The 26,716-nt window shown below is 65.7% G+C and carries 28 protein-coding genes; 19 read left to right on the forward strand and 9 right to left on the reverse strand.

Annotation, left to right across the window (positions count from 1 at the left end):
• Positions 1-16: 16 nt before the first annotated feature.
• Positions 17-1,474, forward strand: coding sequence for a FadR/GntR family transcriptional regulator (locus tag AC5Y30_RS18350; RefSeq protein ID WP_499920083.1), 1,458 nt, complete (start codon positions 17-19; stop codon positions 1,472-1,474).
• A 138-nt stretch (positions 1,475-1,612) separates the two neighbouring features.
• Positions 1,613-2,605, forward strand: coding sequence for an anti-sigma factor RsbA family regulatory protein (locus AC5Y30_RS18355; protein ID WP_499920084.1), 993 nt, complete (start codon positions 1,613-1,615; stop codon positions 2,603-2,605).
• A 106-nt stretch (positions 2,606-2,711) separates the two neighbouring features.
• Here the strand turns inward: AC5Y30_RS18355 and AC5Y30_RS18360 are convergent, their stop codons facing one another.
• Positions 2,712-4,193, reverse strand: coding sequence for a cytochrome P450 (locus AC5Y30_RS18360; RefSeq protein ID WP_499920085.1), 1,482 nt, complete (start codon positions 4,191-4,193; stop codon positions 2,712-2,714).
• A 112-nt stretch (positions 4,194-4,305) separates the two neighbouring features.
• Between AC5Y30_RS18360 and AC5Y30_RS18365 the strand changes: the two genes are divergently transcribed.
• Both AC5Y30_RS18365 and AC5Y30_RS18370 read left to right on the forward strand, forming a co-directional pair.
• Positions 4,306-4,941: a TetR/AcrR family transcriptional regulator gene (locus AC5Y30_RS18365; RefSeq protein WP_499920086.1), complete on the forward strand. Its 636-nt coding sequence runs from the start codon at positions 4,306-4,308 to the stop codon at positions 4,939-4,941.
• A gap of 30 nt (positions 4,942-4,971) precedes the next feature.
• On the forward strand, positions 4,972-5,904 hold the full coding sequence (locus tag AC5Y30_RS18370) for an SDR family oxidoreductase (RefSeq protein WP_499920087.1): 933 nt from the start codon (positions 4,972-4,974) through the stop codon (positions 5,902-5,904).
• Here the strand turns inward: AC5Y30_RS18370 and AC5Y30_RS18375 are convergent.
• A complete protein-coding gene (locus tag AC5Y30_RS18375; RefSeq protein ID WP_499920088.1) occupies positions 5,839-6,882 on the reverse strand; it encodes a DNA polymerase IV in 1,044 nt (347 codons plus the stop codon). The genes AC5Y30_RS18370 and AC5Y30_RS18375 overlap by 66 nt on opposite strands.
• A complete protein-coding gene (locus AC5Y30_RS18380; protein WP_499920089.1) occupies positions 6,879-7,487 on the reverse strand; it encodes a TetR/AcrR family transcriptional regulator in 609 nt (202 codons plus the stop codon). The genes AC5Y30_RS18375 and AC5Y30_RS18380 overlap by 4 nt, the downstream gene beginning before the upstream one ends.
• A gap of 91 nt (positions 7,488-7,578) precedes the next feature.
• Here AC5Y30_RS18380 and AC5Y30_RS18385 point away from each other — a divergent pair, with 91 nt between their 5' ends.
• The 6 genes from AC5Y30_RS18385 (at position 7,579) to AC5Y30_RS18410 (ending at position 13,966) form a co-directional block, all read left to right on the forward strand.
• On the forward strand, positions 7,579-8,133 hold the full coding sequence (locus AC5Y30_RS18385) for an NAD(P)H-dependent oxidoreductase (protein WP_499920090.1): 555 nt from the start codon (positions 7,579-7,581) through the stop codon (positions 8,131-8,133).
• A gap of 504 nt (positions 8,134-8,637) precedes the next feature.
• The gene (locus tag AC5Y30_RS18390) at positions 8,638-8,877 is read left to right on the forward strand and encodes a redoxin NrdH (RefSeq protein ID WP_067124347.1); all 240 of its coding nucleotides are present in this window, start codon (positions 8,638-8,640) and stop codon (positions 8,875-8,877) included.
• Between the two features lie 27 nt (positions 8,878-8,904).
• A complete protein-coding gene (nrdI, locus tag AC5Y30_RS18395; RefSeq protein ID WP_067354348.1) occupies positions 8,905-9,351 on the forward strand; it encodes a class Ib ribonucleoside-diphosphate reductase assembly flavoprotein NrdI in 447 nt (148 codons plus the stop codon).
• A complete protein-coding gene (gene nrdE / locus AC5Y30_RS18400) occupies positions 9,321-11,486 on the forward strand; it encodes a class 1b ribonucleoside-diphosphate reductase subunit alpha (RefSeq protein WP_499920091.1) in 2,166 nt (721 codons plus the stop codon). The genes nrdI and nrdE overlap by 31 nt, the downstream gene beginning before the upstream one ends.
• A gap of 61 nt (positions 11,487-11,547) precedes the next feature.
• Entirely contained in the window at positions 11,548-12,285 is a 738-nt protein-coding gene (locus tag AC5Y30_RS18405; protein WP_499920092.1) for a TetR/AcrR family transcriptional regulator, read from the forward strand.
• Positions 12,286-12,424: 139 nt separating this feature from the next.
• Entirely contained in the window at positions 12,425-13,966 is a 1,542-nt protein-coding gene (locus AC5Y30_RS18410; RefSeq protein WP_499920093.1) for a flavin-containing monooxygenase, read from the forward strand.
• 15 nt (positions 13,967-13,981) lie between these two features.
• Here the strand turns inward: AC5Y30_RS18410 and AC5Y30_RS18415 are convergent, their stop codons facing one another.
• Entirely contained in the window at positions 13,982-14,527 is a 546-nt protein-coding gene (locus tag AC5Y30_RS18415) for a TetR/AcrR family transcriptional regulator (protein ID WP_499920094.1), read from the reverse strand.
• Positions 14,511-14,957 (reverse strand): SRPBCC family protein, encoded by a 447-nt coding sequence (locus AC5Y30_RS18420; protein ID WP_499920095.1) that lies wholly within the window; start codon positions 14,955-14,957, stop codon positions 14,511-14,513. Before AC5Y30_RS18420 ends, AC5Y30_RS18415 begins: the two co-directional genes overlap by 17 nt.
• Before the next feature lie 180 nt (positions 14,958-15,137).
• Between AC5Y30_RS18420 and nrdF the strand changes: the two genes are divergently transcribed.
• From nrdF to AC5Y30_RS18440, 4 genes are all read left to right on the forward strand, one after another.
• Positions 15,138-16,112: a class 1b ribonucleoside-diphosphate reductase subunit beta gene (nrdF, locus tag AC5Y30_RS18425; RefSeq protein WP_009954743.1), complete on the forward strand. Its 975-nt coding sequence runs from the start codon at positions 15,138-15,140 to the stop codon at positions 16,110-16,112.
• A gap of 132 nt (positions 16,113-16,244) precedes the next feature.
• On the forward strand, positions 16,245-16,529 hold the full coding sequence (locus AC5Y30_RS18430) for a hypothetical protein (protein ID WP_499920096.1): 285 nt from the start codon (positions 16,245-16,247) through the stop codon (positions 16,527-16,529).
• 67 nt (positions 16,530-16,596) lie between these two features.
• Positions 16,597-16,848: a hypothetical protein gene (locus AC5Y30_RS18435; RefSeq protein WP_499920097.1), complete on the forward strand. Its 252-nt coding sequence runs from the start codon at positions 16,597-16,599 to the stop codon at positions 16,846-16,848.
• Between the two features lie 497 nt (positions 16,849-17,345).
• Positions 17,346-18,128: an alpha/beta hydrolase gene (locus AC5Y30_RS18440; RefSeq protein WP_499920098.1), complete on the forward strand. Its 783-nt coding sequence runs from the start codon at positions 17,346-17,348 to the stop codon at positions 18,126-18,128.
• Positions 18,129-18,167: 39 nt separating this feature from the next.
• On the opposite strand, the gene AC5Y30_RS18445 is transcribed toward AC5Y30_RS18440, so the two are convergent.
• Complete coding sequence (locus AC5Y30_RS18445) at positions 18,168-18,416, reverse strand: hypothetical protein (RefSeq protein ID WP_499920099.1); 249 nt, start codon at positions 18,414-18,416, stop codon at positions 18,168-18,170.
• 37 nt (positions 18,417-18,453) lie between these two features.
• Positions 18,454-18,780: a hypothetical protein gene (locus AC5Y30_RS18450; protein WP_499920100.1), complete on the reverse strand. Its 327-nt coding sequence runs from the start codon at positions 18,778-18,780 to the stop codon at positions 18,454-18,456.
• Between the two features lie 246 nt (positions 18,781-19,026).
• Between AC5Y30_RS18450 and AC5Y30_RS18455 the strand changes: the two genes are divergently transcribed.
• Positions 19,027-19,452: a DUF3349 domain-containing protein gene (locus AC5Y30_RS18455; protein WP_499920101.1), complete on the forward strand. Its 426-nt coding sequence runs from the start codon at positions 19,027-19,029 to the stop codon at positions 19,450-19,452.
• 15 nt (positions 19,453-19,467) lie between these two features.
• On the opposite strand, the gene AC5Y30_RS18460 is transcribed toward AC5Y30_RS18455, so the two are convergent.
• Both AC5Y30_RS18460 and AC5Y30_RS18465 read right to left on the reverse strand, forming a co-directional pair.
• The gene (locus tag AC5Y30_RS18460) at positions 19,468-20,508 is read right to left on the reverse strand and encodes an NAD(P)-dependent alcohol dehydrogenase (protein WP_499920102.1); all 1,041 of its coding nucleotides are present in this window, start codon (positions 20,506-20,508) and stop codon (positions 19,468-19,470) included.
• Between the two features lie 119 nt (positions 20,509-20,627).
• Positions 20,628-21,734: an iron-siderophore ABC transporter substrate-binding protein gene (locus AC5Y30_RS18465; protein WP_499920103.1), complete on the reverse strand. Its 1,107-nt coding sequence runs from the start codon at positions 21,732-21,734 to the stop codon at positions 20,628-20,630.
• Between the two features lie 257 nt (positions 21,735-21,991).
• Between AC5Y30_RS18465 and ctaD the strand changes: the two genes are divergently transcribed.
• Genes ctaD through AC5Y30_RS18485 form a run of 4 tightly spaced genes read left to right on the forward strand, consistent with a single transcriptional unit; the run spans position 21,992 to position 26,709 of the window.
• Positions 21,992-23,752 carry an aa3-type cytochrome oxidase subunit I gene (gene ctaD, locus AC5Y30_RS18470; RefSeq protein WP_499920104.1) on the forward strand — a complete coding sequence of 587 codons (1,761 nt, stop codon included), beginning with the start codon at positions 21,992-21,994 and terminating at the stop codon, positions 23,750-23,752.
• Positions 23,753-23,767: 15 nt separating this feature from the next.
• On the forward strand, positions 23,768-25,006 hold the full coding sequence (gene serB, locus AC5Y30_RS18475; protein WP_499920105.1) for a phosphoserine phosphatase SerB: 1,239 nt from the start codon (positions 23,768-23,770) through the stop codon (positions 25,004-25,006).
• Positions 25,007-25,051: 45 nt separating this feature from the next.
• Positions 25,052-25,897 (forward strand): ABC transporter ATP-binding protein, encoded by an 846-nt coding sequence (locus tag AC5Y30_RS18480; RefSeq protein ID WP_499920106.1) that lies wholly within the window; start codon positions 25,052-25,054, stop codon positions 25,895-25,897.
• A complete protein-coding gene (locus AC5Y30_RS18485) occupies positions 25,894-26,709 on the forward strand; it encodes an NUDIX hydrolase (RefSeq protein WP_499920107.1) in 816 nt (271 codons plus the stop codon). The genes AC5Y30_RS18480 and AC5Y30_RS18485 overlap by 4 nt, the downstream gene beginning before the upstream one ends.
• Positions 26,710-26,716: the final 7 nt, after the last annotated feature.

A 26,716-nucleotide genomic window follows, 5' to 3' on the forward strand; every position in this document is an offset into this window, starting at 1 on the left:
GCGCGATCGAGCTCTAATGACTCAGGAGCCAAGGACCGGCCAGGCGAACAAGCTCGCTTCGATCCTCGCCCGCGACATCGAAGCCGATATCGTTCGCCGCGGCTGGGCGGTGGGCGAATCACTGGGCTCCGAACAAGATCTGCAGCAGCGCTTCGGGGTGAGCCGTTCGGTGCTGCGGGAGGCCGTGCGGCTCGTCGAACATCATCAGGTCGCGCGGATGCGCCGCGGCCCCAACGGGGGGTTGTACGTCTGCGAGCCCGATGCGGGGCCCGCCACCCGCGCCGTCGTCATCTATCTCGAATACCTGGGCACGACGCTGGGCGACTTGCTCAACGCGCGACTGGTCCTCGAGCCGCTGGCGGCCTCGCTCGCCGCCGAGCGCATCGATGAGGCCGGCATCGCGCGGCTGCGTGCGGTGCTGCACGCCGAGGAGCAGTGGAAGCCCGGCCTACCGGCGCCACGCGACGAGTTCCACATCGCGCTGGCCGAGCAATCCAAAAACCCGGTGCTGCAACTGTTTATCGACGTCTTGATGCGGCTCACCACCCGCTATGCCCTGGCGTCGCGAACGGATTCGGAGACCGAGGCATTAGAGGCGGTCGACCATCTGCACGCGCACCACTCCGCGATCGTCGCCGCCGTCACGGCCGGCGATGCCGCCCGCGCCAAGACGCTGTCGGAGCGACACGTCGAAGCGGTCACCGGCTGGCTGCAGCATCATCATGCGGGGGACGAAAACCGTGGGCGAGAAAGGCGCCGCCGGCTCGATTCCGAGTCGCCCGGCGGCAAACTGGCCGAGATGCTGGCCGCCACCATCGGTGACGACATCGCCGCCAGCGGCTGGCACGTGGGTGCGGTCTTCGGTACCGAGACGGCCCTGCTCGAGCGCTACCGGGTGAGCCGCGCGGTGCTTCGCGAGGCGGTGCGGCTGCTCGAATACCACTCGATAGCCCACATGCGCCGCGGCCCCGGTGGCGGCCTGGTCATCGCCCGACCCGCGGCGCAGGCCAGCATCGACACGATCGCCTTGTACCTGCAGTACCGCGGGCCGAGCCGCGAAGACCTGCGATGCGTCCGCGACGCCATCGAGATCGACAACGTGACCAAGGTCGTCAAACGGTTGGCCGAGTCGGAGGTGGCGGCGTTTTTGGGCACCCATCGTTCCGGGCTTGCGGAGAACTCCCAACCAACGGCCGACGACGTGCGGCAGGCGATCGCGGAGGAGTTCAACTTCCACGTCGGTCTGGCGCAACTGGCCGGCAACGCGCTGCTGGATCTGTTCCTGCGGATCATCGTCGAGCTGTTTCGCCGGCACTGGTCCAGCACCGGGCAGGCGCTGCCGACCTGGTCGGACGTGCTGGCCGTGCACCACGCCCACCTGCGGATCGTCGAGGCGGTCGAGGCCGCCGACGAGAGCGTCGCCTGTTACCGCCTCCGCCGTCATCTCGACGCGGCCGCCTCGTGGTGGCTGTGACAGTGCGATCGCGAGCCGACGACGTGGCCCACCAGTGCCGCAAACCTAAATGGGACCCGTTGCGCGGTATAGCGAAGGCCCGTCTTGGGTACTGGAACAGAGGGAGGCGTCAGCCTGCCCAACAGGGGGTTGGCGCAAGTGATCGAAAGCGAGAGCGCTGAAGTGAAGGCGGCTAACGAAACCAGGCAATACGGTTTCGTCCATTCCGCGTCGATTTATCACTCTCAGCAGGAGTTTTTGGACTTGGCAAGCCGTTTCGTCGGCGATGGTTTGGCGCTGGACGAGGCGGTGCTGCTTGCCGCCCCTCCCGAGACTCTGGCGCTGCTGCACGACGGGTTGTACCCCCGTGATGATCCACCCGCGGACGTGCGCATGGTTGATATCACCGAGGTGGCCCGCAATCCCTGCCGATTCATGGCGATGCAGGGTGCGTTCATCGACGAGCACCCGGATCAGCGAGTCCGGATCGTCAGCCAGCTCGCGTGGCCGGGCCGCACCGACGAGGAGTTCGTCGCCTGCATCGAGCACGACGCACTCGTCAACGAGGCCATGGACGGCTACCCCGCGTCGTGCCTGTGCCTCTACGACGCGGGCCGGCTCGGCGACGGCGTGCTGTCGGATGCGCGCGCGACACATCCGCTGCTGTGGGAACACGGAACGCTGCAGCACAACTCGGACTACGCTCCCGCCGACGTCCTGGAACGCTGCAACCAGCCGCTGGCCGCCGGTCCCGGGGCCGTCACATACATGGTCCGCAAGTCGGCCGACCTTCGCCCCGCGCGATCCTTCGCCGTCGACTACGCGGGCTGGATGGGGTTGAGTCAGGAGAGCATCGAGGATCTACAGCTGGTCGCCACGGAGCTGGCCACCAACAGCCTGATGTACACCGGGGGCGCCTGCCGGCTGGCCTTCTGGCAAGACGACGGACATCTGGTCTGCGAGGCACGCGACACCGGACGATTCGACGACCCGATCGTGGGTCGTCTGGACCCCGGCCCGTGCGGTCCCGCGAGTCGCGGCCTGTATCTGGTCAACGCCATCTCGGACTTGGTGCGAACCCACACCACCAGGGCCGGTACGACGATTCAGGCGTATCTACGGTTCGAGCCCGCACCGGGCCCGGCCGGGTAAGGGGCCGTCGCGATAGGTGAGTTTCATGTGCGCTAGCGACGGTGGTAGCGCACATGAGACTCGGCCCTTGCCGCGGCCACGGCGGCTCGCTGCGGTCGCGCAAGTTCTATAGCGGGCGCAACACGATCGGCATGCCGTCTTTCGGCACGGGCATGCCGCCGTAGTCCCACTCGCACTTGTAACCCGGGCGCGGCGGCTCCAGCCGATACCTGCGCAGCAGGCGGTGCAAGATCGTCTTGATCTCCAACTGCCCGAACGTCATCCCGATGCACTTGTGCGCGCCGCCACCGAACGGCGTGAACGCATAGCGGTGCCGCTTGTGCTCGTTGCGCGGCTCGGTGAATCGCTCGGGGTCGAATTTTAGTGGTTCGGTCCACAATTCGGGCAACCTGTGGTTCATGCCGGGGTAGGCGATCACGTTGGTGCCCTTCGGGATGAAGTAACCCAGCAGATCGGTATCGCGCACCGTCTGGCGCATGGCCCACTGCACCGGCGTCACGATGCGGATCGACTCGTTCATCACCAGATCCAGCGTCTCGAGCTTCTCCAGCGAATCGATGTCGAGCGGCCCGTCGCCCAGCCGATCCGATTCCTCGCGGCAGCGCTGCTGCCACTCCGGGTGAAGGGCCAGGTGGTAGGCCATCGTTGTCACCGTCGAGGTGGACGTGTCGTGCGCGGCCATCATCAAAAAGATCATGTGGTTGACGATGTCGTCGTCGGAGAACTTGTTGCCGTCCTCGTCTTCGGTCTGGCACAACACCGACAACAGATCCGTACCGGGATTCGCGCGCTGCTCCTTGACCCGCTCGCGGAAGTAGTTCTCTAGCAGCTCGCGCGCCTTGAGGCCGCGCCACCACGTGAACGGCGGCACGGAAGTGCGGATGATCGCGTTGCCCGCGCGCGTGGTGACCGCGAACGCCTTGTTGACCTTGGTCACCAATTCGTGGTCGGTGCCCGGCTCGTGGCCCATGAACACCATCGAGGCGATGTCGAGTGTCAATTCCTTCATGGCCGGGTAGAGCAGGAACCGCGCGTCATTGGTCACCCAGTCATTGGCGACCGTTTGCGAGACCACCTGGTCCATCTGTTCGACATAGCTGACCAGGCGGGACCGGATGAAGGCCTCCTGCATGATCCGCCGGTGGAACATGTGCTCTTCGAAGTCCAGCAGCATCAGGCCGCGGTTGAAGAACGGCCCGATTACCGGCACCCATCCCTGCTGGGAATAGTCCTTGTTGCGATTCGAGTAGATGACCTGGGCGGCGTCCGGTCCCAGGGCGGCGACGCCCGGCAGGACGGGCGAGTCCCCGAAGATCACCGGACCCTTGGTCTGGTACATGTGCAGCAGGTAGTCGGGGCCGCCGCGCAGCATCTCGATGATGTGCCCGATGACCGGCAGGCCCGCGTCGCCGATGACCGCTTTGAGCCCACTGCCCGGTGGCGGCTCGGCGAGTTTGCGCTCTGGGAAATCGGTGTTCAACAGCCTGCGCTCGACGATCCCCATGCCGGGAAAGTTGTTGATGGACGGCGTGAACCGGCGCCGCGCCTGATCCAGCAGGTACTGCGGGGTGCTGATGGTGGCGGTCATAACGCTCCTTTGCGTGCCCTCCCGGTGACGGCCGTCACTGATTCATACCTTCGCTGAAAAACTTGACGGCTGTCAAGTTTGCATTTTCCGTGGCGTGGTGCAAGGTCAGGGAGTGACCAGCGAACCCGCCACTCCCGAGCCGGGCGCACGACGGCGTGGCGACAAGCAACGCCAGGCGATAGTGCAGGCGGTGCGTGAATTGCTGCAGGAAAAGCCATTTGCGGAGCTGTCGGTCAGCACCATCAGCCTGCGGGCCGGCGTGGCGCGATCCGGCTTCTACTTCTACTTCGACTCCAAGTACGCGGTGCTGGCACAGCTCATGGCCGAGGCCGCCGAAGAACTCGAGGAACTCACCGAGTACTTCGCCCCCCGGCAGGCCGGCGAGTCACCCGAGCAGTTCGCCAAGCGAATGGTCGGCAGCGCCGCGGCCGTCTACGCGCACAACGACCCGGTGGTGACGGCGTGCAATGAGGCCCGCAACACCGACGTCGAGATTCGCGACCTGCTCGATCAGCAGTTCGAGGTGGTGCTGGGCCAGATCGTCGGAATTGTCGAGGCCGAGATGAAGGCCGGGACGGCCAATCCGATCAGTGACGACCTGCCGACGCTGATCCGCACGCTGGCCGGCACGACCGCGCTGATGCTGACCGGCGACCCGATTCTGACCGGGCGCGACAGCGATCGTGACCGACGGGTGCGCCTCCTCGAGCAGCTTTGGCTGCACGCGCTGTGGGCGGGCCGTCCCTAGGGCGCTGTTACCGCCGGTATCGTCACGGCCATGGCGCAGAGGGGAATCGGGCGGTCTTTCGCGGGAAAGCGGTGCCTTGTCACCGGAGCGGCGAGCGGCATCGGCCGCGCCACGGCGTTGCGGCTGGCCGCGCAGGGCGCCGAGCTCTACCTGACTGACCGCGATAGCGACGGCCTCGAACAAACCGTGGCCGACGCGCGGGCGCTGGGCGCCGAGGTTCCCAAGCATCGGGCGCTCGACATCGCCAACTATGACCAGGTGGCCGCGTTCGCCGCCGATATCCACGCCGCGCATCCCAGCATGGACGTCGTTCTCAACATCGCCGGCGTATCCGCGTGGGGAACCGTCGACCGGCTGACCCATGAGCAGTGGCGCAAGATGATCGCCATCAATTTGATGGGTCCGATCCACGTCATCGAGACGTTCGTGCCGCCGATGGTGGCGGCCAAGCGCGGCGGGCATCTGGTCAACGTGTCCTCGGCGGCCGGGCTGGTGGCCCTGCCGTGGCATGCCGCCTACAGCGCCAGCAAGTACGGGTTGCGTGGCCTGTCGGAGGTGCTGCGCTTCGACTTGGCCCGCCATCGCATCGGGGTCTCGGTCGTGGTGCCGGGCGCGGTGAACACCCCGCTGGTGGGCACCGTGGAAATCGCCGGGGTGGACCGGGAAGACCCCAACGTCGACCGGTGGGTGAAGCGGTTCGCCGGCCACGCCGTATCGCCGGAAAAGGCCGCCGACAAGATCCTGGCCGGGGTGGCCAAGAACCGATACCTGATCTACACGTCGGCCGACATCCGCGCCCTGTATGCCTTCAAAAGGCTTGCGTGGTGGCCCTATAGCGTGGCGATGCGCCAGGTGAACGTGATCTTCACCCGTGCGTTGCGGCCCGGCCCGGCGCCCTTAGCGCGGCATCACCAGCTCGAGGCGCACCCCGAGCAGGCGGACCGGCCGGTCGAGCTCGAATAGGTCGAGCACGCGAAGGGCCGCGGCCACGATGACGTCACGATCGGTGCTGGGCGCATCGAGCTTGCGAATCTTGGTGCGCGTGTAGAACGTTGCCGTGCGCACGGTGACCGCCACCCGGATCACGACTCGGTCCGCCGCGAGGACGTCCGTCAGCGCCCGCTCGGCCAAATCCGTTACGGCCGCGGCCATCTCGGACCGATCGGTGAGATCGCGCGGAAAGGTCACCGCGTGGCTGCGCGAGCGCGGCACCCACGGCTCGGCGCTGACCTGGCTGTCGCCGCCGCCCTTGGCCAACAGCAGCAGCCACAGCCCGGTGCGCGGGCCGAAGGTGGCCGTCAGCAGCTCCGCATCGCAGTGGGCCAGCTGCCACACCGTCGTAATATCAAGATCCGCAAGCTTTTTCGCCGTCTTGGGGCCCACGCTCCAGAGCGCGTCGACCGGACGTTCGGCCATCAGGGACATCCAGTTCGCGTCGGTGAGCACAAAGATGCCGCCCGGTTTCGCGAAGCCGGTCGCGACCTTGGCGCGCTGCTTGTTGTCGCTGATCCCGACGGAGCAGGACAGCCCGGTTTCGGAAAGGATGACGCTGCGGATCTGCTCTGCGACCTCGCTCGGGTCCTGCGCGGTCACCGCGACATAGGCCTCGTCCCAACCCCAGACTTCGACCGGATGCCCCAGATCGCGCAGCACGCCCATCACCTGATCGGACGCGGCGTCATAGGCGGCTGGGTCCGACGGGAGGAAGGTCGCCTCGGGGCAGCGACGGGCGGCGGCACGCAACGGCATGCCCGCCCGCACACCGAACTCGCGCGCCTCATACGAGGCGCAGGTGACGACCTTGCGCGGTTCGTTCGGGTCGCCGCTGCCGCCCACAATGACTGGCAGACCGGCCAATTCGGGGTGCCGGCGCAACTCGACCGACGCCAGGAACTGGTCGAGGTCCACATGCAGGACCCAAGCCGGTTCCGTGGCGTTCATCGCCCGCAGAGCTTGCGCGCCAGGCTTTCCCACGCGTCTCCCAGTGTCGCCAGGGTGTGACCGCCCTCGGCCAGTTGATGCTCGACGTAGTCCACGTCCAGCAGCGCGAGCAGCGCGTCGGTCTGGGCGTCGAGATCGCCGGTGGATTCGGCCGCCTTGAGCAGGACGCGCACGTGCGTGCGCAGCACCGTGGCCGGTGCGTTGTGCCGGTTTTGCGGGTCGCGGTTGGCCGCGGACAGCAGTTCGCAGTGGTCGTGCGCGAACCGGATCCGCTCCCGGCCGAACGCGACCAGCCGATCGGCGGGCGGGGCGCCGGGTCCCAGCGGGGGCGGGCCGAAGAGGAACGCTTGCTGAACGGCTTGTTCGTCCTCGTCCAGCAGCACCATCATCAGGCCGGCCCGGCTGCCGAAGCGGCGGAACAGCGTGCCTTTGCCCACTCCGGCGGCCGCCGCGATGTCATCGGTGGTGACGGCGTCGGCGCCGCGCTCGGCGACCAGGTTTCGGGCAGCCTGCAGCAGCAGCGCGCGGTTGCGCGCCGCGTCGCCCCTTTCCTGGTGCACCGCTTGGGGGGCGAACACGTGTAACTCGCCCGACCGCTCGCTCACTCCTGCACTTTAACGCCGCCGGAATAAAACGGACTATAGTCCGGTTAGCTCGTGCGAGGATGTACGCAACGATCGAAGGGAAACTGCAGCAGTGGCAATCAGAATCTTGGCGTTAGTGGGGAGCCTGCGGGCGGCGTCGATCAACCGCCAGATCGCCGAGTTGGCGGTGGCGGTCGCCGCCGACGACGTGACCGTCACGATCTTCGAAGGACTCGCTGAACTGCCGTTCTATAACGAGGAGATCGATGATGCGATGAACGTCGACGTGCCGCAGCTGGGCCCGGTGGCCGCGCTGCGCGCCGCGGCGGCCGACGCGGACGCCGCCCTGGTGGTGACCCCGGAGTACAACGGCAGCTACCCGGCCGTCATCAAGAACGCGATCGACTGGCTGTCCCGGCCGTTCGGCGACGGCGCGCTGAAGGGCAAGCCGCTGGCGGTCATCGGGGGATCGTTCGGCCAGTACGGCGGGGTGTGGGCCCACGACGACACCCGCAAGTCCTTCGGCATCGCGGGCGCGCGGGTCGTGGAGGCGATCAAACTGTCGGTGCCGTTCAAGACGCTGGAGGGCAAGGCGCCGGCCGAGCACGCCGAGCTGTCGGCGAACGTGCGTGATGTGGTGGGCAAGCTCGCCGCCGAGGTCGGCTGATTGGCAGAAGTCGACAACCCGCCCACCGGGCGACCAGCGAGGTTGGGACAACCGAATAGCCAAAGCCGCCAGGCGCGCCTGGCGGCTTTGCTGGCCCTGGGCCGGCCCGCCGCCGCCGGCGGTGTTGTCGGTGCTCGCTGATATACCGGAGCGCATGATTCCCTGCGGTGCGATCTGTGATCTGCGACACGCCGAGTCGAGTTCCGGATTTGTTCACGACCGGGCTCACGACCAGGGAATTTCAAAATTGTTATTCAGAATATCTTGTATCTCGACATCTTGTCACCCACTAGGTGTAGTGTTTCGAGCACCGGCAGATCCCAGGGCCACCAAGCCAGCCAGACTCGGTGAACTCCCCGAAATCGGCGCCCGCAGGTCATTCGACCTCGGCCACCGCACGACGGGAATCAGGGGGCCTGACGGATCGCTGAACCTAGCAAAGACGCAGTCCAAAAGTAGTTGCCAGTCCGTTGGGTCCCCTCTTCCGCAAAGGAGCGGCATTCTATGAGCATCACCGTGTACACCAAGCCGGCATGCGTGCAGTGCACTGCCACCTACAAGGCGCTGGACAAGCAGGGCATCGCCTACGAGAAGGTCGATATCTCGCTGGACGCCGAGGCGCGTGACTACGTGATGGCTCTGGGATACCTGCAGGCCCCCGTGGTGGTGGCGGGCAACGACCACTGGTCGGGTTTCCGCCCCGACCGCATCAAGGCGCTGTCCGCCGCGGAACTGAGCGCGTAAGGCAAGACGTTAGGTAAGGAGGTTGCGGTGCAGTCGCGCAACCTGGTCTATTTCTCCTCGGTGTCGGAGAACACCCACCGCTTCGTGGAGAAGCTGGGGATCCCCGCCACGCGGATACCACTGCATGGCCGCATCGAGGTAGACCAGCCCTACGTCCTTGTCCTGCCGACCTACGGCGGCGGGCATGCGACGCCCGACCTCAACGCCGGCGGTTACGTCCCCAAGCAGGTCATCGCCTTTTTGAACAATGAGCACAACCGGTCGCTGATCCGCGGCGTGATCGCCGCGGGCAACAACAACTTCGGCGCCGAATTCGCCTACGCGGGCAACGTGATCTCGCGCAAGTGCGGCGTTCCGTATCTCTACCGCTTCGAACTCATGGGAACCCAGGACGACGTGGAAGCCGTCCGCGCGGGCTTAGCCAATTTCTGGAAGGAACAGACGTGTCACCAACCGTCGCTGCAGAGCCTGTAACCACCGGAGCCCACGCCTTGCCGGGGGAAACGGACTATCACGCGCTCAACGCGATGCTGAATCTCTACGACGCGGACGGCAAGATTCAGTTCGATAAGGACCGCGAGGCCGCGCATCAGTACTTCCTGCAGCACGTCAACCAGAACACGGTGTTCTTCCACAATCAGGACGAGAAGCTCGACTACCTGATCAAGGAGAACTATTACGAGCGCGAGGTTCTCGACCAGTACAGCCGTAACTTCGTCAAGACGCTGCTGGACCGCGCGTACGCCAAGAAGTTCCGGTTCCCGACGTTTTTGGGCGCGTTCAAGTACTACACCTCCTACACGCTGAAGACGTTCGACGGGAAGCGTTACCTGGAGCGCTTCGAGGACCGCGTGGTCATGGTCGCGCTGACCCTTGCCTCCGGTGACACCGTCCTGGCCGAGAAGCTCGTCGACGAGATCATTGACGGGCGATTCCAACCAGCCACCCCGACGTTTTTGAACTCGGGCAAAAAGCAGCGCGGCGAGCCGGTGAGCTGCTTTCTGCTGCGCATCGAGGACAACATGGAGTCGATCGGGCGGTCCATCAACTCCGCGCTGCAGCTGTCGAAGCGGGGCGGCGGAGTTGCGTTGCTGCTGAGCAACATTCGCGAGCACGGCGCCCCGATCAAGAACATCGAGAACCAGTCGTCGGGCGTCATCCCGATCATGAAGCTGCTCGAGGACTCGTTCTCCTACGCCAACCAGCTCGGCGCCCGGCAGGGCGCGGGTGCGGTGTACCTGCACGCGCACCACCCCGACATCTATCGGTTCCTGGACACCAAGCGCGAGAACGCCGACGAGAAGATCCGCATCAAGACGCTGAGCCTGGGCGTGGTGATACCCGACATCACCTTCGAGTTGGCCAAGAAGAACGAGGACATGTACCTGTTCTCGCCCTACGACGTCGAGCGGGTATACGGCCTGCCGTTCGCCGACATCTCGGTCACCGAGAAGTACTACGAGATGGTCGACGACGCCCGCATCCGTAAGACGAAGATCAAGGCCCGCGAGTTCTTCCAGACGCTGGCCGAGCTGCAGTTCGAGTCCGGTTACCCGTACATCATGTACGAGGACACGGTGAACCGGGCGAACCCGATCGACGGCAAGATCACCCATTCCAACCTGTGCTCGGAGATCCTGCAGGTGTCCACGCCGTCGGTGTTCAACGACGATTTGTCGTACGCCAAAGTGGGCAAGGACATTTCGTGCAACCTGGGGTCGCTGAACATCGCCAAGACGATGGACTCGCCGGACTTCGCGCAGACCATCGAGGTCGCGATCCGCGCGCTGACGGCGGTGAGCGATCAGACGCACATCTGGTCGGTGCCCTCAATCGAGCAGGGCAACAACGAGTCCCACGCGATCGGGCTCGGCCAGATGAACCTGCACGGCTATCTGGCCCGCGAGCGCATCCTCTACGGGTCCGAAGAAGGCGTCGACTTCACCAATATCTACTTCTACACCGTGCTCTACCATGCGCTGCGCGCGTCGAATCGCATCGCGATCGAGCGGGGAAGCAAGTTCGGGGGCTTCGAGAAGTCCAAGTACGCCTCGGGCGAATTCTTCGACAAGTACACCGAGCAGGTGTGGGAGCCGGCCACGCCGCGGGTCCGGGAAATCTTTGCCGAAGCCGGCATCCGCATTCCGACACAAGAGGATTGGCAGCGGCTGAAGGAGTCGGTGCAGCAGCACGGCATCTACAACCAGAATCTGCAGGCCGTCCCGCCGACCGGCTCGATCAGTTACATCAACAACTCGACCAGTTCGATCCACCCGGTGGCGAGCAAGATCGAGATTCGCAAGGAAGGCAAGATCGGCCGCGTCTACTACCCGGCGCCGTATCTGACCAACGACAACCTGGAGTACTACCAGGACGCCTACGAGATCGGTTACGAGAAGATCATCGACACCTACGCCGCGGCCACCCAGCACGTGGACCAGGGGCTGTCGCTGACGCTGTTCTTCAAGGACACCGCCACCACCCGCGATGTGAACAAGGCGCAGATCTACGCCTGGCGCAAGGGAATCAAGACGCTGTACTACATCCGCCTTCGCCAGATGGCTTTGGAGGGAACAGAAGTCGAGGGCTGCGTGTCCTGCATGCTCTAATCGTCGGGCCGATCGGACAGTCTGCCCAGGTCAGAAGCCGCTACCAGGTAAAGTGCTTGACGTGGTGAGAGTGCCCCGACCTTCCATACCCCACCCCAGCGTCAAGCCTGGGGCCAAGGTCGACGCGCGCAGCGAACGCTGGCGCGAGCACCGCAAGAAAGTGCGCAACGAAATCGTCGACGCGGCCTTCCGTGCGATCGACCGCCTCGGGCCCGAGCTGTCCGTGCGGGAGATCGCCGAGGAGGCCGGCACCGCCAAGCCGAAGATCTACCGCCACTTCCACGACAAGTCCGACCTGTTCGAGGCGATCGGGGAGCGGCTGCGCGACATGCTGTGGGCGGCGATCATCCCGTCCATCGACCTGAAAACCGACTCGGCGCGCGAGGTGATCCGGCGCAGCGTCGAGGAGTACGTGGTCCTGGTCGACAAGCACCCCAACGTGCTGCGCGTGTTCATCCAGGGCCGGTCGGCCGCCACCCCGCAGGTCCTCAACGAGGGACGCGGAATCACCCTGGCGGTGGCCGACATGTTCGACAACGAGCTGCGCGAGATGGAGCTCGACCACGCGGCGGTCGAACTGGCCGGGCACGCGGCATTCGGCTGTGCCGCGTCGGCCACCGAGTGGTGGCTGGGCCCGGAGCCCGAAAGCCCGCGGCTGATGTCGCGTGAGCAGTTCGTCGCGCACCTGACGACCATCATGATGGGGGTGATCGTCGGCACCGCCGAGGCGCTCGGCATAACCATGAACCCTGACCTGCCGATTCACGACATGGTGGCCGGCAACCCGGCCGCGAGCTGAGCGCGCCGCGGCGTTGACAACCGCCGCGGCCATCGATAACACTCGTCCCAACCGATACCCTGGGTACTGGGTATCTGCCTCAGCCGGGCCGCAGCCGAAACGCCGACCCGACAGGCCTGGATAGAAAGATCGATCGACCGTGACCGACGTCGTAACACAAACCGAGGCAATCCCGGCGGCTAGCGCCCACAAGCCGGTCCACACGCGCGCCGTCATCATCGGGACCGGATTCTCCGGCCTCGGGATGGCGATCGCGCTGCAGAAGCAGGGCGTGGGCTTCGTCATCCTGGAGAAGGCCGACGACATCGGCGGCACCTGGCGAGACAACAGCTATCCCGGGTGCGCCTGCGACATCCCGTCGCACCTGTACTCGTTCTCGTTCGAGCCCAAGCCCGACTGGAAGAACCCGTTCTCCTTCCAGCCAGAGATCTGGGACTACCTCAAAGGGGTCACCGAGAAATACGGGCTGCGCCGCTACGTCGAGTTCAACTCGCTCGTCGATCGCGCGCACTGGGACGATGACGAAAACCGCTGGCACGTGTTCACCGCCGACGGCCGCGAGTACGTCGCGCAATTCCTCATCTCGGGCGCCGGGGCGCTGCACATCCCGTCCATGCCCGACATCGAGGGACGCGACGAATTTCGCGGCGCCGCCTTCCATTCCGCGGAGTGGGACCACGGCGTCGACTTGACCGGCAAGCGCGTGGCGGTGATCGGAACCGGCGCCAGCGCGATCCAGATCGTGCCGGAGATCGTCGGGCAGGTCGCCGAACTCCAGCTCTACCAACGGACTCCGCCGTGGGTGGTCCCGCGTTCCAACCCCGAGATCCCGCCGGCGGTGCGCCGGGCCATGGAGAACGTGCCCGGCCTGCGCGCGCTGGTTCGGCTCGCGATCTACTGGGGGCAGGAAGCCCTGGCCTTCGGCATGACCAAGCGGCCGAACCTGCTCAAGTTCATCGAGTCCTACTGCAAATACAACATTCGCCGGGCGGTCAAGGACAAGGAGCTGCGGCGCAAGCTGATACCGAACTATCGCATCGGCTGCAAGCGAATCCTGAACTCCTCCACCTATTACGGCGCGGTCGCCGACCCCAAGACCGAGCTGGTCACCGACAACATTGCGCGAATCACAGCCGACGGCATCGTCACCGCCGACGGCACCCAGCGCCAGGCCGACGTGATCGTGTATGCCACCGGCTTCCACGTCACCGACTCCTACACCTACGTCCAGATCAAGGGCCTGCACGGCGAGGACCTGGTGGACCGGTGGAACCGCGAGGGCATCGGTGCCCACCGCGGGATCACCATCGCCGACGTGCCCAACCTGTTCTTTCTGCTGGGGCCCAACACCGGGTTGGGGCACAACTCGGTGGTGTTCATGATCGAGTCCCAAATCCGTTACGTCGCAGACGCGATCGCGACCTGCGACAAGCTGGGCGCACAGGCGCTGGCACCGACCCGCGCCGCCCAGGACAAATTCAACGACGAGCTGCAACGCAGACTCGGCCCGTCGGTGTGGAACAGCGGCGGCTGCAGCAGCTGGTATCTGGACGAGCACGGCAAGAACACCGTGCTCTGGGGCGGCTACACCTGGGAGTACTGGCGGGCGACGCGTTCGGTCAAGCCGGACGAATATCAGTTCTACGGCGTGAACATGGGCAGTTCCGCGGCCGCGTCCTGACTGCGCTTGCCCGAATCATCGCCGGCGCGTGAGGAGTTCGGCGAAGGCTCGCGCGGCCGCGTCTACACCGGCGTCGTCATCGGTGGCCACCAGGTCGAGTAGCAGGCCGCGTACGACGGCCAGCCCCAGGCGCGCCAAGGCGGCGTCGACCGGGGCCTCGGCGACCGCGGCGACCTCGGCCAGCCAGTCCGTGACGGCCCCGGGAATCATTCGCGCATAAGGCTTTTCGCCCTGGGCGGCGCGGGCGTAGCACTCGAAGAACAGGCGTTCGGATTCGCGTAGTTCGGGTCGCCGAAGGTCGGCCCACATCGCCGCGAAGCTCTCGGCCGGTTCGGTCGGCAGGTCGGGCAGCAAGCCCATCTGACGGCGCTCGACCGCCTCGACGACCGCCAGCAGCAGATCATCCCGAGACCCGAAGTGATGCAGTAACATTCGGTGACTCGTGCCGATGGCTTCGGCCACCTCGCGCAGCGAGCGGTCGCCGATGCCCGCGCTGGCGAATTCCTGGATCAGTGCGTCGAGGAGCTGCCGGCGCCGCGCAACATCAGGAGTGCGAGCCATCGGCGCGACTGAGTTGCTCCGAGCGGGCTTTGAGTCCTCGGGCCTCCAGGTCGAGGAAACGCTTGGTCTTCTTGACCATCAACCTCCCGACGAGAGCACCGAGCACGCCACGCTGGTCGAGTTGCTGACGCACCAGCGTGCCCCCGTCGGGACGAGCGGTGACGTCGTGGCGGGCGCTGACCAGCACCCCGGGAGAGCGTTGCACCCAGGTCCAGGACCTACCGGGGTCGATCTCGGTGACCTTCCAGACCAGCTTGGCCATGCCGGGCTGTTTGATCGCGAACCGCCTCCCGACGGCAAGGCTGGGCGCGTCCAGTCCGACCAGCGAGGTCACCGACGCGGTCCAGTCTGGCCAGTGCTCGACGTCGGTGAAGACATCCCAGACGAGTTGGGGCGGTGCGTCGATCTCGACGCCGTCTTCGGTAATCATGTACCAAATGGTACATCCAAGCCCGCGTGATACTGAAGCATGAATTTGGATCCGCCTGGAATTCGGCATCCCGCGACACGTAAACACAAGCTCTTGTGTTCCGCTGCGTTGTCACACCCCAGGGGTAGTGTCGAGAGCCGGAGATTCATCCGGTCAAACGGTGTGTGAAGTGGGGTTCTGGTGACCGAAAACATGAAGCTGATCGACCGCGTTTCGGCGATCAACTGGAACCGGCTACAAGACGAAAAAGACGCCGAGGTGTGGGACCGACTGACCGGCAACTTCTGGTTGCCCGAGAAGGTGCCGGTGTCCAACGACCTGCCGTCGTGGGGCACATTGACCGCCCACGAAAAGCAGATGACCATGCGGGTATTCACCGGCCTGACCCTGCTGGACACCATCCAGGGCACCGTCGGGGCGGTCAGCCTGATCCCGGACGCGCTGACCCCGCATGAGGAAGCGGTCTACACCAACATCGCCTTCATGGAATCCGTGCACGCGCGCAGCTACAGCAACATCTTTTCCACGCTGTGCTCGACCGCCGAGATCGACGACGCGTTCCGCTGGTCGGAGGAGAACCCCAACCTGCAGCGCAAGGCCGAGATCGTCATGCAGTACTACAAGGGAGACGAACCGCTCAAGCGCAAGGTCGCTTCGACCCTGCTGGAGAGCTTCCTGTTCTACTCCGGCTTCTACCTGCCGATGTACTGGTCGAGCCGCGCCAAGCTGACCAACACCGCCGACATGATCCGGCTGATCATCCGCGACGAGGCCGTGCACGGTTACTACATCGGTTACAAGTTCCAGCGCGGCCTGGCGTTGGTCGACGACGCGCGCAAGCAGGAACTCAAGGACTACACCTACGAGCTGCTCTTCGAGCTCTACGACAACGAGGTCGAGTACACCCAGGACCTCTACGACGAGGTCGGGCTGACCGAGGACGTCAAGAAGTTCCTGCGCTACAACGCCAATAAGGCACTGATGAACCTCGGTTACGAGGCGCTGTTCCCGCGCGACGAGACGGACGTCAACCCGGCGATTCTGTCGGCGCTCTCGCCCAACGCCGACGAGAACCACGACTTCTTCTCCGGCTCGGGTTCCAGCTACGTGATCGGCAAGGCCGTCGTCACCGAAGACGAAGACTGGGACTTCTAACTCCGCTCGTCGGTGACTCAGCACATCGTGTAGGCGGCTAATCCGGCGCACGCACGCTTCGGCGCCCTGGCCCAGCGGGCCGAATCGTGGTTCAGGCCACCAACCTTGCCGGCCCCATCTATCGTGCTGGTTATGACACGGTCCGACGACAACCGTGCGACGGAAGTCAGCACATTGGAAGCCCAGCGCCAAGACGAGCTAGCCGAGTTGCACGAGGTGTTCGCTGAGGAACACGAGTCGGCCGCGGAGTCATTGTCCGGCGATCTCGCCGCCGCCCACCGAGGTGCCGCTGAGAAGCACGAGCAGGCCGCCCGCGAGGTTCGCTCCCAGGTTTCCGGGGATGCAACCGCGGATAGCCGCGACTCCGTGACGACTGCCGGGCCAGAACGCGACGATCCACCTCGGAAGACGACGTGAAAAGTTAAGTGGTTTCGCGGTGCTCGCTCACGGCGGCGGCGCCGGCGGATTGTCCCAACTCCCCGGCGTGCCTGCGGGAACCTGCATTCCGAGCCAGTTGCACGGCATCATCGACCGCCACGCGATGAATGCGCACTGTTGTTCAGGTGTCAACGGCCCCGGACCGGCGCATGGCGGTGTCCCGGCAGCGCCGCATACGGGGTCGGCGGAAGCGGTCGGCATGCCGGCAAAGGTGCCGGCGCCGACCGTCAACGCGATGGCGACCAAAAATGCGGTGACGAAGAGTCGTATGCGATTCATGGCGAACTCGGATCTGTAAACGCCGCTTCTGAAATTGGTGACGGCCCGGTACGTCGTCCTGAGCGTAAACGGTTGCGCACTTATTCACACCGGGAATTGTGGGAATTCCCGCGCGGTCGACGGTTGGCGCAGAACGGATTAGCTCGCGGCCTGCACAGTGCAGGATGGCCGCGGCCTCCTGGCGCTGCTGCTGTCATTGCAGGTCTGGCGGACTTGGCGGCCAGGTGGCTCCGCTACCGGCAAGCGGCAGAAATAGCAGAGATCGAGGCCGAGCGTCAGATAGCCGCACACGAGGCAGACTTCGGGACAAACGTCGGTGGTCATCATCCGCACCTCCTAGTGGCGCATATCCAATGCTCCACCCAGTCGGCTAATCCCCGCTTATCGACACGCGGCGTCGGCCTCGATTTCGAGACGATTAATCCAGCAACGAGCAAATCCGCAAATCGAGCGCGGCAAACGGTTCGCGCCTGAGAAGATGCTCAAGCGGCGCGGTAGGGGACGGAAGTTGAGACCATGCTCGAAGTTATCGACAAGGGGTCTGTCACCGAATCACATCCCGTTCCGCTGCTTTTCGTTCACGGCGCCTGCTGCACAGCAGAAATTTGGGACGACCATTTTCTGGGCTTCTTCGCCGACAAGGGTTACCGAGCCGTGGCACTGAGCCTTCGCGGGCACGGCGCCAGCAGCCTGTCCCAGCCCCTGCACTCATGTTCGATCGCCGATTACGTGGAGGACGTACACGCTGTCGTCGCGGAGCTTGGAACCGCACCGGTGCTCATTGGTCATTCGATGGGCTGTTGGGTGGTGCTGAATTATTGCCAGATGCACGGTGCCCCGGCGGCGGTTCTCATGGCACCCGGCACACCGCACGGCTTACGGCGGTGGGCAGTTCGCTCTGCCCTCCGTCATCCACGGATCATCTTGCGCAGCAGCACTTTCGGTAATCCCGCCGACCTATTCAGCACCGCGGCTCTGACCCGTGAGTTTATCTTCTCCGCGCATACCCCCGAATCGACAGTCAGGTCGTGTGCAGTCCGTTTGCAGCCCGAGAGCAGGCGCGCTGCTCGAGAAACGGTGAATCGACTTCCCGACGTTGGCCTCGTGAACGCCCCCATGCTCGTTCTGGGAGCACAAGACGACGGCATGCGAATCGACGGGGATGCTTCTGCCGTAGCGCGCATCTACCAGGCAGATGTGGAAATTTTTCCCGACATGGGACACGTCATGATGCTTGAGCCGGGATGGCCGGCCGTGTCCGAAAAAATCGACGGCTGGGTGGCCATGCGCGGGCTATGACGACCCCGCGAGGTGGATCGCGCTGCTGTCCGAGGCTCGTTAGCCCTCGGCGGTGCCCGGTGATTTCCCGTCCGCGGGCCGCGCGTCGCCGGCGTCGTTGCCGAAGATACTGGCGATGGCTTCCCTGAACGAGGTACGGCCGACGTTCTCGCCACCCGGCAGCTCACTGTGGATGTGGAGCGCCCCGCAGGTGAGAAACGACATGACCACGCTGAACACCTCGATACCTACGTTCAGGGCCCTTGTGACGATGGTTTCGTCGCTTGATCCGGCGGGGTTACTCACCATGCGCCCGCACCCTTGATCGATTTGGTTGCCATGCCACTTAGGACGAGAGGTGTTGCGCCTGCGTCGGCGAATAGATCCTCGGCTTGAACGTGGCCATCACCGGCAACCGCAGCGTCACGCCACCGGCCACCGGCACGCGGACCGTGAAGTAGACCACCTGCATGTCCAGGCCCATTTGTAGGCGCATCTCTTTGAGTGGCTGGGTCTGCACCCCCAGGCCCATGTCCTTCAAGCGCGCGCCGATGCCGCGTTGAAACGACTCGGCCGGATCCGTCGGCTTCGGAACGCTCGGTGCAGGAACATCCTGACTGCCAATCTTCAGAGAAAAGACGGGTGGCGGGTTCTTCGAAGTCGGAGTCGTCATGGCTCGACTCTACTCCGCAGGAACGGTGCCGAACGGTGAAAATCTCGTTGACCAGTGCAAGCAGCCCTGCGAAGGCCCTGCGCGCGGAGCCCGGCCCGCCGAATCGCGGGCTCGAAAACGATGGCGCCCAACCGTTGCGGGTGGGCACGACCAGGCCGGCTGATCGAGGTAAACGGCGTATGAATTGTCGGGACGCCAACTGCGCCGCGGTAGCGCGGGTGACACGGCTGCCCTGACACTGGTGGGGTGACGAATACCGCCGCCTCTGCCACCGCCAACTTCTGCCGTTCGGTGCTTCGCTGGCTGCGCGCCGGCTACCCCGAGGGCGTCCCCGGGCCCGACCGGGTGCCGCTGCTGGCGCTGCTGCGCAGCACCCCGCTGACCGAGGAGCAGATCGCCGAGGTGGTGCGCAACATCACCGCGGACGGATCCCCGGCGATCGCCGACGGTGTGATCGACCGCGACGAGATCGCCCACTTCATCTCCGACATGACGCATTACGACGCCGGACCGGAAAACGTCATCCGGGTGGCTGCCACGCTCGCCGCGGTTGGCTGGCCGCTGGCCGGCATCGACGTCAGCGAGGTCATCCCGGGCGACGAGTGGGGTGAGGCCGCGGAGATCGCCGCGCGCGGTGCGGCATCCAGCAGCGCGCCGGGTGTCGCGCGGTAGGACGCGTCGGGGACCCTAGAGCTTCGAAATATCGATGACGAAGCGGTAGCGCACGTCGCTGGCCAGTACGCGCTCGTAGGCCTCGTTGATGTAGTCGGGCTCGATGAGCTCGATTTCCGGCGTGACGTTGTGCTCGGCGCAGAAGTCCAGCATCTCCTGGGTTTCGGCGATGCCGCCGATGTTCGACCCGGACAGGCTGCGGCGCGCCAGCGCCAGCGAGAAGGCGCCCACCTCCATGGGGTGTTCGGGAATGCCCAATTCGACGAGCGTGCCGTCGACGTCGAGCAGGCTCAGATAGTCGTTGAGGTTCAGGTTCGCCGAGACGGTGTTCAGGATCAGGTCGAAGCTGTTGCGCAGTTTCTTGAAGGTCTCGCGCTCGGCGGTGGCGTAGTAGTGCTTGGCGCCCAGCCGCAGTCCGTCCTCCATCTTCTTCAGTGACTGCGACAGCACCGTCACCTCGGCCCCCATCGCCGCGCCGAGCTTGACGCCCATGTGGCCCAGCCCGCCCAGGCCGATGATCGCCAGGCGGGTGTCCTTGCCGGCTTTCCAGTGCCGCAGCGGCGAGAACAGGGTGATGCCCGCGCACAGCAGCGGCGCCGCCTTGTCCAGCGGCAACGAGTCGGGAATGCGCAAGACGAAGTTTTCGTCCACGACGATCGCCTGACTGTAGCCGCCCTGCGTCGTGGTGCCGTCTTTGTCAGTCGCGTTGTAGGTGAAAATCGTTCCCCGGCTGCAGTACTGCTCGAGGCCGGCCTTGCAGCTGCTGCACTGTCCGCATGAGTTCACCATGCAGCCGACGCCGACGTGGTCGCCCACCTTGTGCTTGGTGACCTCGGAGCCGACTGCGGTCACGACGCCGGCGATCTCGTGGCCCACGACCAACGGGTAATGCGGTGTGCCCCACTCGCCTTTGGCCGTGTGGATGTCGGAGTGGCAGATTCCGGCGAACTTGATGTCGATGGCCACGTCGTGCGGACCCGGGTCACGCCGTTCGATCGTTGTCTTGGTCAGCGGTGCCGTCGGCGAGGTAGCCGCGTACGCCGAAACTGTGCTCATGGAAATCCCTCTTCGATTCGATACGTCATCAAGAAGTTTAGCTAAGGTAAAAGTTATTCCGCCAACGGGCGGGGCGAAGATCACGTTGTGGCGATGTACCCGTTTTCGGCCAGCCGCCGCTAGTTGATCGGGGCGTTCACCAGGCGCAGGTCGTCGACGATGCCGCGGGCGGCGATCAGGCCCTGGCCCGCTTGCCATATCTCGTTGTTGACGATGTAGACCCGGTTGTCACGGTTGGCCGAGAGCTTGCGCCACGGGTCGCTGTCCAGGATCGTGGCGGCCCGGTCGGCGGCGGCCGGGGTGTCGCAGGACACGTAGACCACGTCCGCGTCGGCCATCGAAAGGTCAGGGTTCTTCGCCAGGTCCGCGTCGCTGGCCCCGATCTCGATGTAGGGCTTGTCGGTGAACCGCTGCGAGGCCGGCCGGTCCACCCCGACCGCACCGAGCACGCTCGCCGGGAAATTGTTGGCGCCGTACACCCGGATCGTGTCCGCCGTCAGCTGCACTATCGACGCCTGGAAGTGGGAGGCGTCATGTCGCGCGCCGATGTCCGCGGCCCGCTGGGAAAACCCGCTGATCAACGAGTTCACCGCGGCGCCACGGCCGGTCGCGGCGCCGACGGCGCGCAGGTTGTCCTGCCACGCCGCACCCGGCGCGGCCGTGAACACCGTCGGGGCGATCGCGGTCAGCTGCGAATACAGCGTGGGCGTCAGCGCCTGCGACCCCAGAATCAGGTCGGGGTGGGCGGCCGCGGCCGCTTTCAGGTCCGGGTGGGAGCGGTTGCCGACCGCCGGCAATGCATGCACCGCGCCGCCCAGGTAGGCGGGCTGACTCGAGGACCCGTCCGGCAATGCCGCGCCGACCACCCGCGACTGCAGGCCCAGCGCGCACAACGCGTCGAGCTGGTCGCCGGAGAGCACCACGATGCGCTGCGGGTCGGCGGGCACCTGCACGACGTCCGGGTCGACGCCCGCGGCGTTGTGGACCGGCCGCTTCGCGGCGCCGGGGTCCGCCGCTGCGGCGTCCCGCGCACACGAATCGTCGGGGCGGCGGTCGTTCCCGAGCACACCGGCGCCCGCGATCTGGGTGGTGGGGGTGATCAGGGGACGGGCCGGCGGCTGGCCGGCGGGCTTATCGGAACCGCAGCCGCTGCATGCCAGGATGACCGCCGCCGTCACCGCGGTCGCCACGGCCGGCCGGCCGGGTCTGATCACGCCGAACAACACGCGTTCGACGCTAACATTCGGCCAGCGTGGCGATCGCGAGCGCGCGGTGGGGGCACCTCCCGCTTGCGGGGGACCGGGCGAAGCGGGTCGCCACCATTCGGCCAGCGTGGCGACGTCGCGCCGAGGGACACGCCGCCCCGGCGAGTCATTTACGACAGTTTGTAGGACCAGCCCTGACGGCGCCATGATCGACGGCTAAGATTCCTCTCAATACCGATTTTTGGGCCAGTGTCCGATCTGGATGTTTGGAGAAGCTGTTGACAGCCGAAGCGCCCCCCTTGGGTGAACTCGAGGCCGTTCGTCCGTACCCGGACCGCATGGGCCCCAAAGGGAACCTCGTCTACAAACTGATCACCACCACCGATCACAAGATGATCGGCATCATGTACACGGTCACCTGCTTCGCCTTCTTCTTCATCGGCGGGTTGATGGCGTTGCTGATGCGCACCGAACTCGCCGCTCCCGGGCTGCAGTTCCTGTCGAACGAACAGTTCAACCAGCTGTTCACCATGCACGGCACGATCATGCTGCTGCTCTATGCCACCCCGGTGGTGTTCGGGTTCGCCAACTTGGTGCTGCCGCTGCAGATCGGTGCGCCGGACGTGGCCTTCCCGCGGCTGAACGCCTTCTCTTACTGGCTGTTCCTGTTTGGCGGGCTGATCGCGGCCTCCGGCTTCATCGTCCCGGGTGGGGCCGCCGACTTCGGCTGGACCGCCTACACACCCCTGTCGGATGCCGTGCACTCGCCCGGCGCCGGGGGAGACTTGTGGATCACCGGCCTGATCGTCGCGGGTCTGGGGACCATCCTGGGTGCGGTCAACATGATCACCACCGTGGTGTGCATGCGCGCGCCCGGCATGACGATGTTCCGGATGCCGATCTTTACCTGGAACATCCTGGTGACCTCGATCCTGATCCTGATCGCATTCCCGATCCTGACCGCGGCGCTGTTCGGGCTGGCCGCCGACCGACATCTGGGCGCCCATGTCTACGACGCCGCCAATGGCGGAGTCTTGTTGTGGCAACACCTGTTCTGGTTCTTCGGCCATCCCGAGGTCTACATCATCGCGCTGCCGTTCTTCGGCATCGTCACCGAGATCTTCCCGGTGTTCTCGCGCAAGCCGGTCTTCGGTTACACCACCCTGGTTTACGCGACCCTGTCCATCGCCGCTTTATCGGTCGCGGTGTGGGCGCACCACATGTTCGCCACCGGAGCGGTTCTGCTGCCGTTCTTTTCGTTCATGACCTACCTGATCGCGGTGCCGACCGGGATCAAGTTCTTCAACTGGATCGGCACAATGTGGAAGGGGCAGTTGACGTTTGAGACACCGATGCTGTTCTGCATCGGCTTCCTCATCACCTTCCTGCTGGGCGGTCTGACCGGCGTGCTGCTGGCCAGCCCGCCGCTGGACTTCCACGTCACCGACAGCTACTTCGTGGTTGCGCACTTCCACTACGTGCTGTTCGGCACCATCGTGTTCGCCACGTTCGCCGGGGTGTACTTCTGGTTCCCGAAGATGACCGGCCGGCTGCTCGACGAGCGCCTGGGCAAGCTGCACTTCTGGTTGACGTTCATCGGGTTCCACACCACCTTCCTGGTGCAGCACTGGCTGGGTGACCTGGGCATGCCGCGTCGCTACGCCGACTACCTGCCCAGCGACGGCTTCCAGCCCTACAACGTCGCGTCTACGGTGGGCGCCTTCATCCTGGGCGCGTCGATGTTCCCGTTCGTCTGGAACGTCTTCAAGAGCTGGCGTTACGGCGAGGTCGTCACGGTCGACGACCCGTGGGGCTACGGCAACTCGCTGGAGTGGGCGACCAGCTGCCCGCCCCCCCGGCACAACTTCACCGAGCTGCCCCGAATCCGTTCGGAGCGCCCGGCATTCGAGTTGCACTACCCGCACATGGTGGAGCGGCTTCGCGCCGAGGCGCATGTGGGCCGCCATGCCACGGCTCTCGAGTCGCCGAAGGGCTTCGGTCCGCGAACCGAACCCGATCGCTCGACTCCTGAGCAGTAGCGACAGCTGTCGGGAGTGAGCCCACCACCGAAGGTTTCGGTGCTGATCACCGTCACCGGCGTGGACCAACCGGGCGTGACAGCGAACTTATTGGAGGCGCTGTCACCGCACGGCGTCGAGCTGCTCAACGTCGAGCAGGTCGTGATCCGGCACCGCCTGACGCTCGGCGTGCTGGTGTGCTGCCCGGCGGAGGTCGCCGATAGCCCGCAATTGCGCGATGACGTGGAATCGGCCATCCGCAAGTTGGACCTCGAAGTCAGCATCGAGCGCAGCGACGACGTGGCCATCATGCGGGAACCCTCGACCCACACCATCTACGTGCTGGGCCGGCCGATCACCGCCAGTGCGTTCGGTGCGGTGGCCCGCGAGGTGGCGGGGCTGGGCGTCAACATCGACCTGATCCGCGGTGTCTCCGACTATCCGGTGATCGGCCTGGAGCTTCGCGTCTCGGTCCCGCCTGGCGCGGACGGGGCGTTGCGGACCGCCCTGAACCGGGTGTCCAGCGAGGAACAGGTCGATGTGGCGGTGGAGGCCGTCAGTCTTGAACGACGGGCCAAGCGGCTCATCGTGTTTGACGTCGACTCGACGCTGGTGCAGGGCGAGGTCATCGAGATGCTGGCGGCCCGGGCGGGCGCGGAGGGCAAGGTCGCCGCGATCACCGATGCCGCTATGCGCGGCGAGCTGGACTTCGCGCAGTCGCTCGAACAGCGGGTGGCGACGCTGGCGGGTCTGCCGGCCAGCGTGATCGACGAGGTCGCCGACGCACTGGAACTGATGCCGGGCGCGCGCACCACGATACGAACTCTGCGGCGCTTGGGTTATGCCTGCGGCCTCGTGTCCGGGGGGTTCCGCCGGATCATCGAGCCGCTGGCCGAGGAGCTGATGATCGACTACGTCGCCGCCAACGAGCTGGAGATCGTCGACGGCACACTCACCGGCCGGGTGCTCGGGCCGATCGTCGACCGGGCCGGAAAGGCCTCGGCGCTAAGGGAATTCGCAAGCCAGGTCGGGGTGCCGATGGCGCAGACCGTCGCGGTGGGCGACGGCGCCAACGACATCGACATGCTGGCCGCCGCCGGATTGGGGATCGCGTTCAACGCCAAGCCGGCGCTGCGCGAGGTTGCCGATGCGTCCCTGAGCCATCCCTATCTGGACACGGTGCTGCTCCTGCTGGGTGTGACCCGCGGCGAAATCGAGGCCGCCGACGCGATCGACGGCGAGGTCCGCCGGGTGGAGATTCCGCCCACCCCATAGCGACCCGGCAGGTATTCGAGCGTCGCGGTACGGCACGATGGTCGGGTGCCCGAAAACGGAGACGAGACAGCCGACCCCGATCTGCTGCTCGACTTCAGGCAGGTGTCACTGCGGCGCGGCGGCAACGTCTTGGTCGGCCCGCTGGACTGGGCGGTCGAACTCGACGAACGCTGGGCGATCGTCGGGCCCAACGGCGCCGGCAAGACCTCGCTGCTGCGGATCGCCGCGGCGGCCGAACATCCGTCGTCCGGCATCGCTTTCGTGCTCGGCGAGCGACTGGGCCGGGTCGACGTGACCGAGTTGCGGTCGCGGATCGGGCTCAGCTCCTCGGCTTTGGCGCAGCGGATACCCACCGACGAGGTGGTTCGCGATCTCGTTGTCTCGGCCGGCTACGCCGTGTTGGGCAGGTGGCGGGAGCGCTACGAGGATGTCGACTACCAGCGCGCGACCGACATGCTGGAGAGCCTGGGCGCCGAGCACCTTGCGGACCGCACCTACGGAACGCTGTCGGAAGGCGAGCGCAAGCGGGTGCTGATCGCTCGTGCGCTGATGACCGACCCCGAGCTGCTGCTGCTCGACGAGCCGGCCGCCGGACTGGATCTGGGCGGCCGCGAGGAGTTGGTCGCGCGGCTCGCCGACCTGGCGGCCGACCCCGAGGCCCCCGCCCTTGTGCTGGTCACCCATCACGTCGAGGAGATTCCGCCCGGGTTCAGTCACTGCATGCTGCTCTCGGAGGCCGAAGTGGTCGCTGCGGGACTGCTCACCGACGTGCTGACCTCCGAAAACCTGTCGACGGCATTCGGCCAAGCGATCGCACTCGACGTCGTCGACGGGCGCTACTTCGCGCGGCGAGTTCGTACCCGCGCGGCCCACCGCAGGAGGCTGGAATGACCACCACCCCCGAGCCGCTGCCGACCCGGCCGGCCGCGACCGTGATGCTGGTCCGCGACGTGCCCGGCGGCTTGAAGATCTTCCTGATGCGCCGCCATTCGAAGATGGAGTTCGCACCGGGTGTCGTCGTGTTTCCCGGTGGCGGCGTCGACGACCGCGACCGCAGCGCCGACATCGCGTGGGCCGGTCCGCCGCCGGAATGGTGGGCACAGCGCTTCGGCATCGACACCGAACTGGCCGCGGCGCTGGTGTGTGCCGCGGCTCGGGAGACCTTCGAGGAATCCGGGGTGCTGTTTGCCGGCCCGGCCGGCGACCCGGACGGCATCGTTCGCGACGCCTCGATCTACGCCGATGCCCGGCGGGCCCTCGACGATCGGACGCTGTCGTTCGCCGATTTCCTGCGCACCGAAAACCTGGTGTTACGTTCGGACCTGCTGCGGCCATGGGCCAACTGGGTCACCCCGGAGGCCGAGCGGACCCGTCGCTACGACACCTACTTCTTCGTGGCGGCCCTGCCCGAGGGCCAGCGCGCCGACGGGCAGAACACCGAATCCGACCGGTTCGGCTGGGCGTCGCCCCAGGATGCCATCGCCGACTTCGAGGCCGGCCGCAACATCCTGCTGCCGCCGACCTGGACTCAGCTGGATTCGCTGGCCGGTCGCAGCGTCGCCGACGTGCTGGCCGTCGAACGCCAGATCGCACCCGTGCAGCCCCTCCTCGAAAAGCGGGGCGACAACTGGGTTTTCGAGTTCTTCGATTCCGATCGCTACCACCAGGCGCGCATCTCGGGCGGCATGGAGTGGCCCTTGTGAACGCTCA

Source organism: Mycobacterium sp. NGS27, assembly GCF_059813005.1.

What these genes read in the sequence shown, in the direction of transcription:
- AC5Y30_RS18350 (WP_499920083.1), top strand. Translation starts at nt 17, where the DNA reads ATGACTCAGGAGCCAAGGACCGGCCAGGCGAACAAGCTCGCTTCGATC.
- AC5Y30_RS18360 (WP_499920085.1), bottom strand. Translation starts at nt 4,193, where the DNA reads ATGACCGCCACCATCAGCACCCCGCAGTACCTGCTGGATCAGGCGCGG.
- AC5Y30_RS18370 (WP_499920087.1), top strand. Translation starts at nt 4,972, where the DNA reads ATGGCGCAGAGGGGAATCGGGCGGTCTTTCGCGGGAAAGCGGTGCCTT.
- AC5Y30_RS18375 (WP_499920088.1), bottom strand. Translation starts at nt 6,882, where the DNA reads ATGAACGCCACGGAACCGGCTTGGGTCCTGCATGTGGACCTCGACCAG.
- AC5Y30_RS18390 (WP_067124347.1), top strand. Translation starts at nt 8,638, where the DNA reads ATGAGCATCACCGTGTACACCAAGCCGGCATGCGTGCAGTGCACTGCC.
- AC5Y30_RS18415 (WP_499920094.1), bottom strand. Translation starts at nt 14,527, where the DNA reads ATGGCTCGCACTCCTGATGTTGCGCGGCGCCGGCAGCTCCTCGACGCA.
- AC5Y30_RS18420 (WP_499920095.1), bottom strand. Translation starts at nt 14,957, where the DNA reads ATGATTACCGAAGACGGCGTCGAGATCGACGCACCGCCCCAACTCGTC.
- AC5Y30_RS18430 (WP_499920096.1), top strand. Translation starts at nt 16,245, where the DNA reads ATGACACGGTCCGACGACAACCGTGCGACGGAAGTCAGCACATTGGAA.
- AC5Y30_RS18440 (WP_499920098.1), top strand. Translation starts at nt 17,346, where the DNA reads ATGCTCGAAGTTATCGACAAGGGGTCTGTCACCGAATCACATCCCGTT.
- AC5Y30_RS18445 (WP_499920099.1), bottom strand. Translation starts at nt 18,416, where the DNA reads ATGGTGAGTAACCCCGCCGGATCAAGCGACGAAACCATCGTCACAAGG.
- AC5Y30_RS18450 (WP_499920100.1), bottom strand. Translation starts at nt 18,780, where the DNA reads ATGACGACTCCGACTTCGAAGAACCCGCCACCCGTCTTTTCTCTGAAG.
- AC5Y30_RS18460 (WP_499920102.1), bottom strand. Translation starts at nt 20,508, where the DNA reads ATGAGCACAGTTTCGGCGTACGCGGCTACCTCGCCGACGGCACCGCTG.
- AC5Y30_RS18485 (WP_499920107.1), top strand. Translation starts at nt 25,894, where the DNA reads ATGACCACCACCCCCGAGCCGCTGCCGACCCGGCCGGCCGCGACCGTG.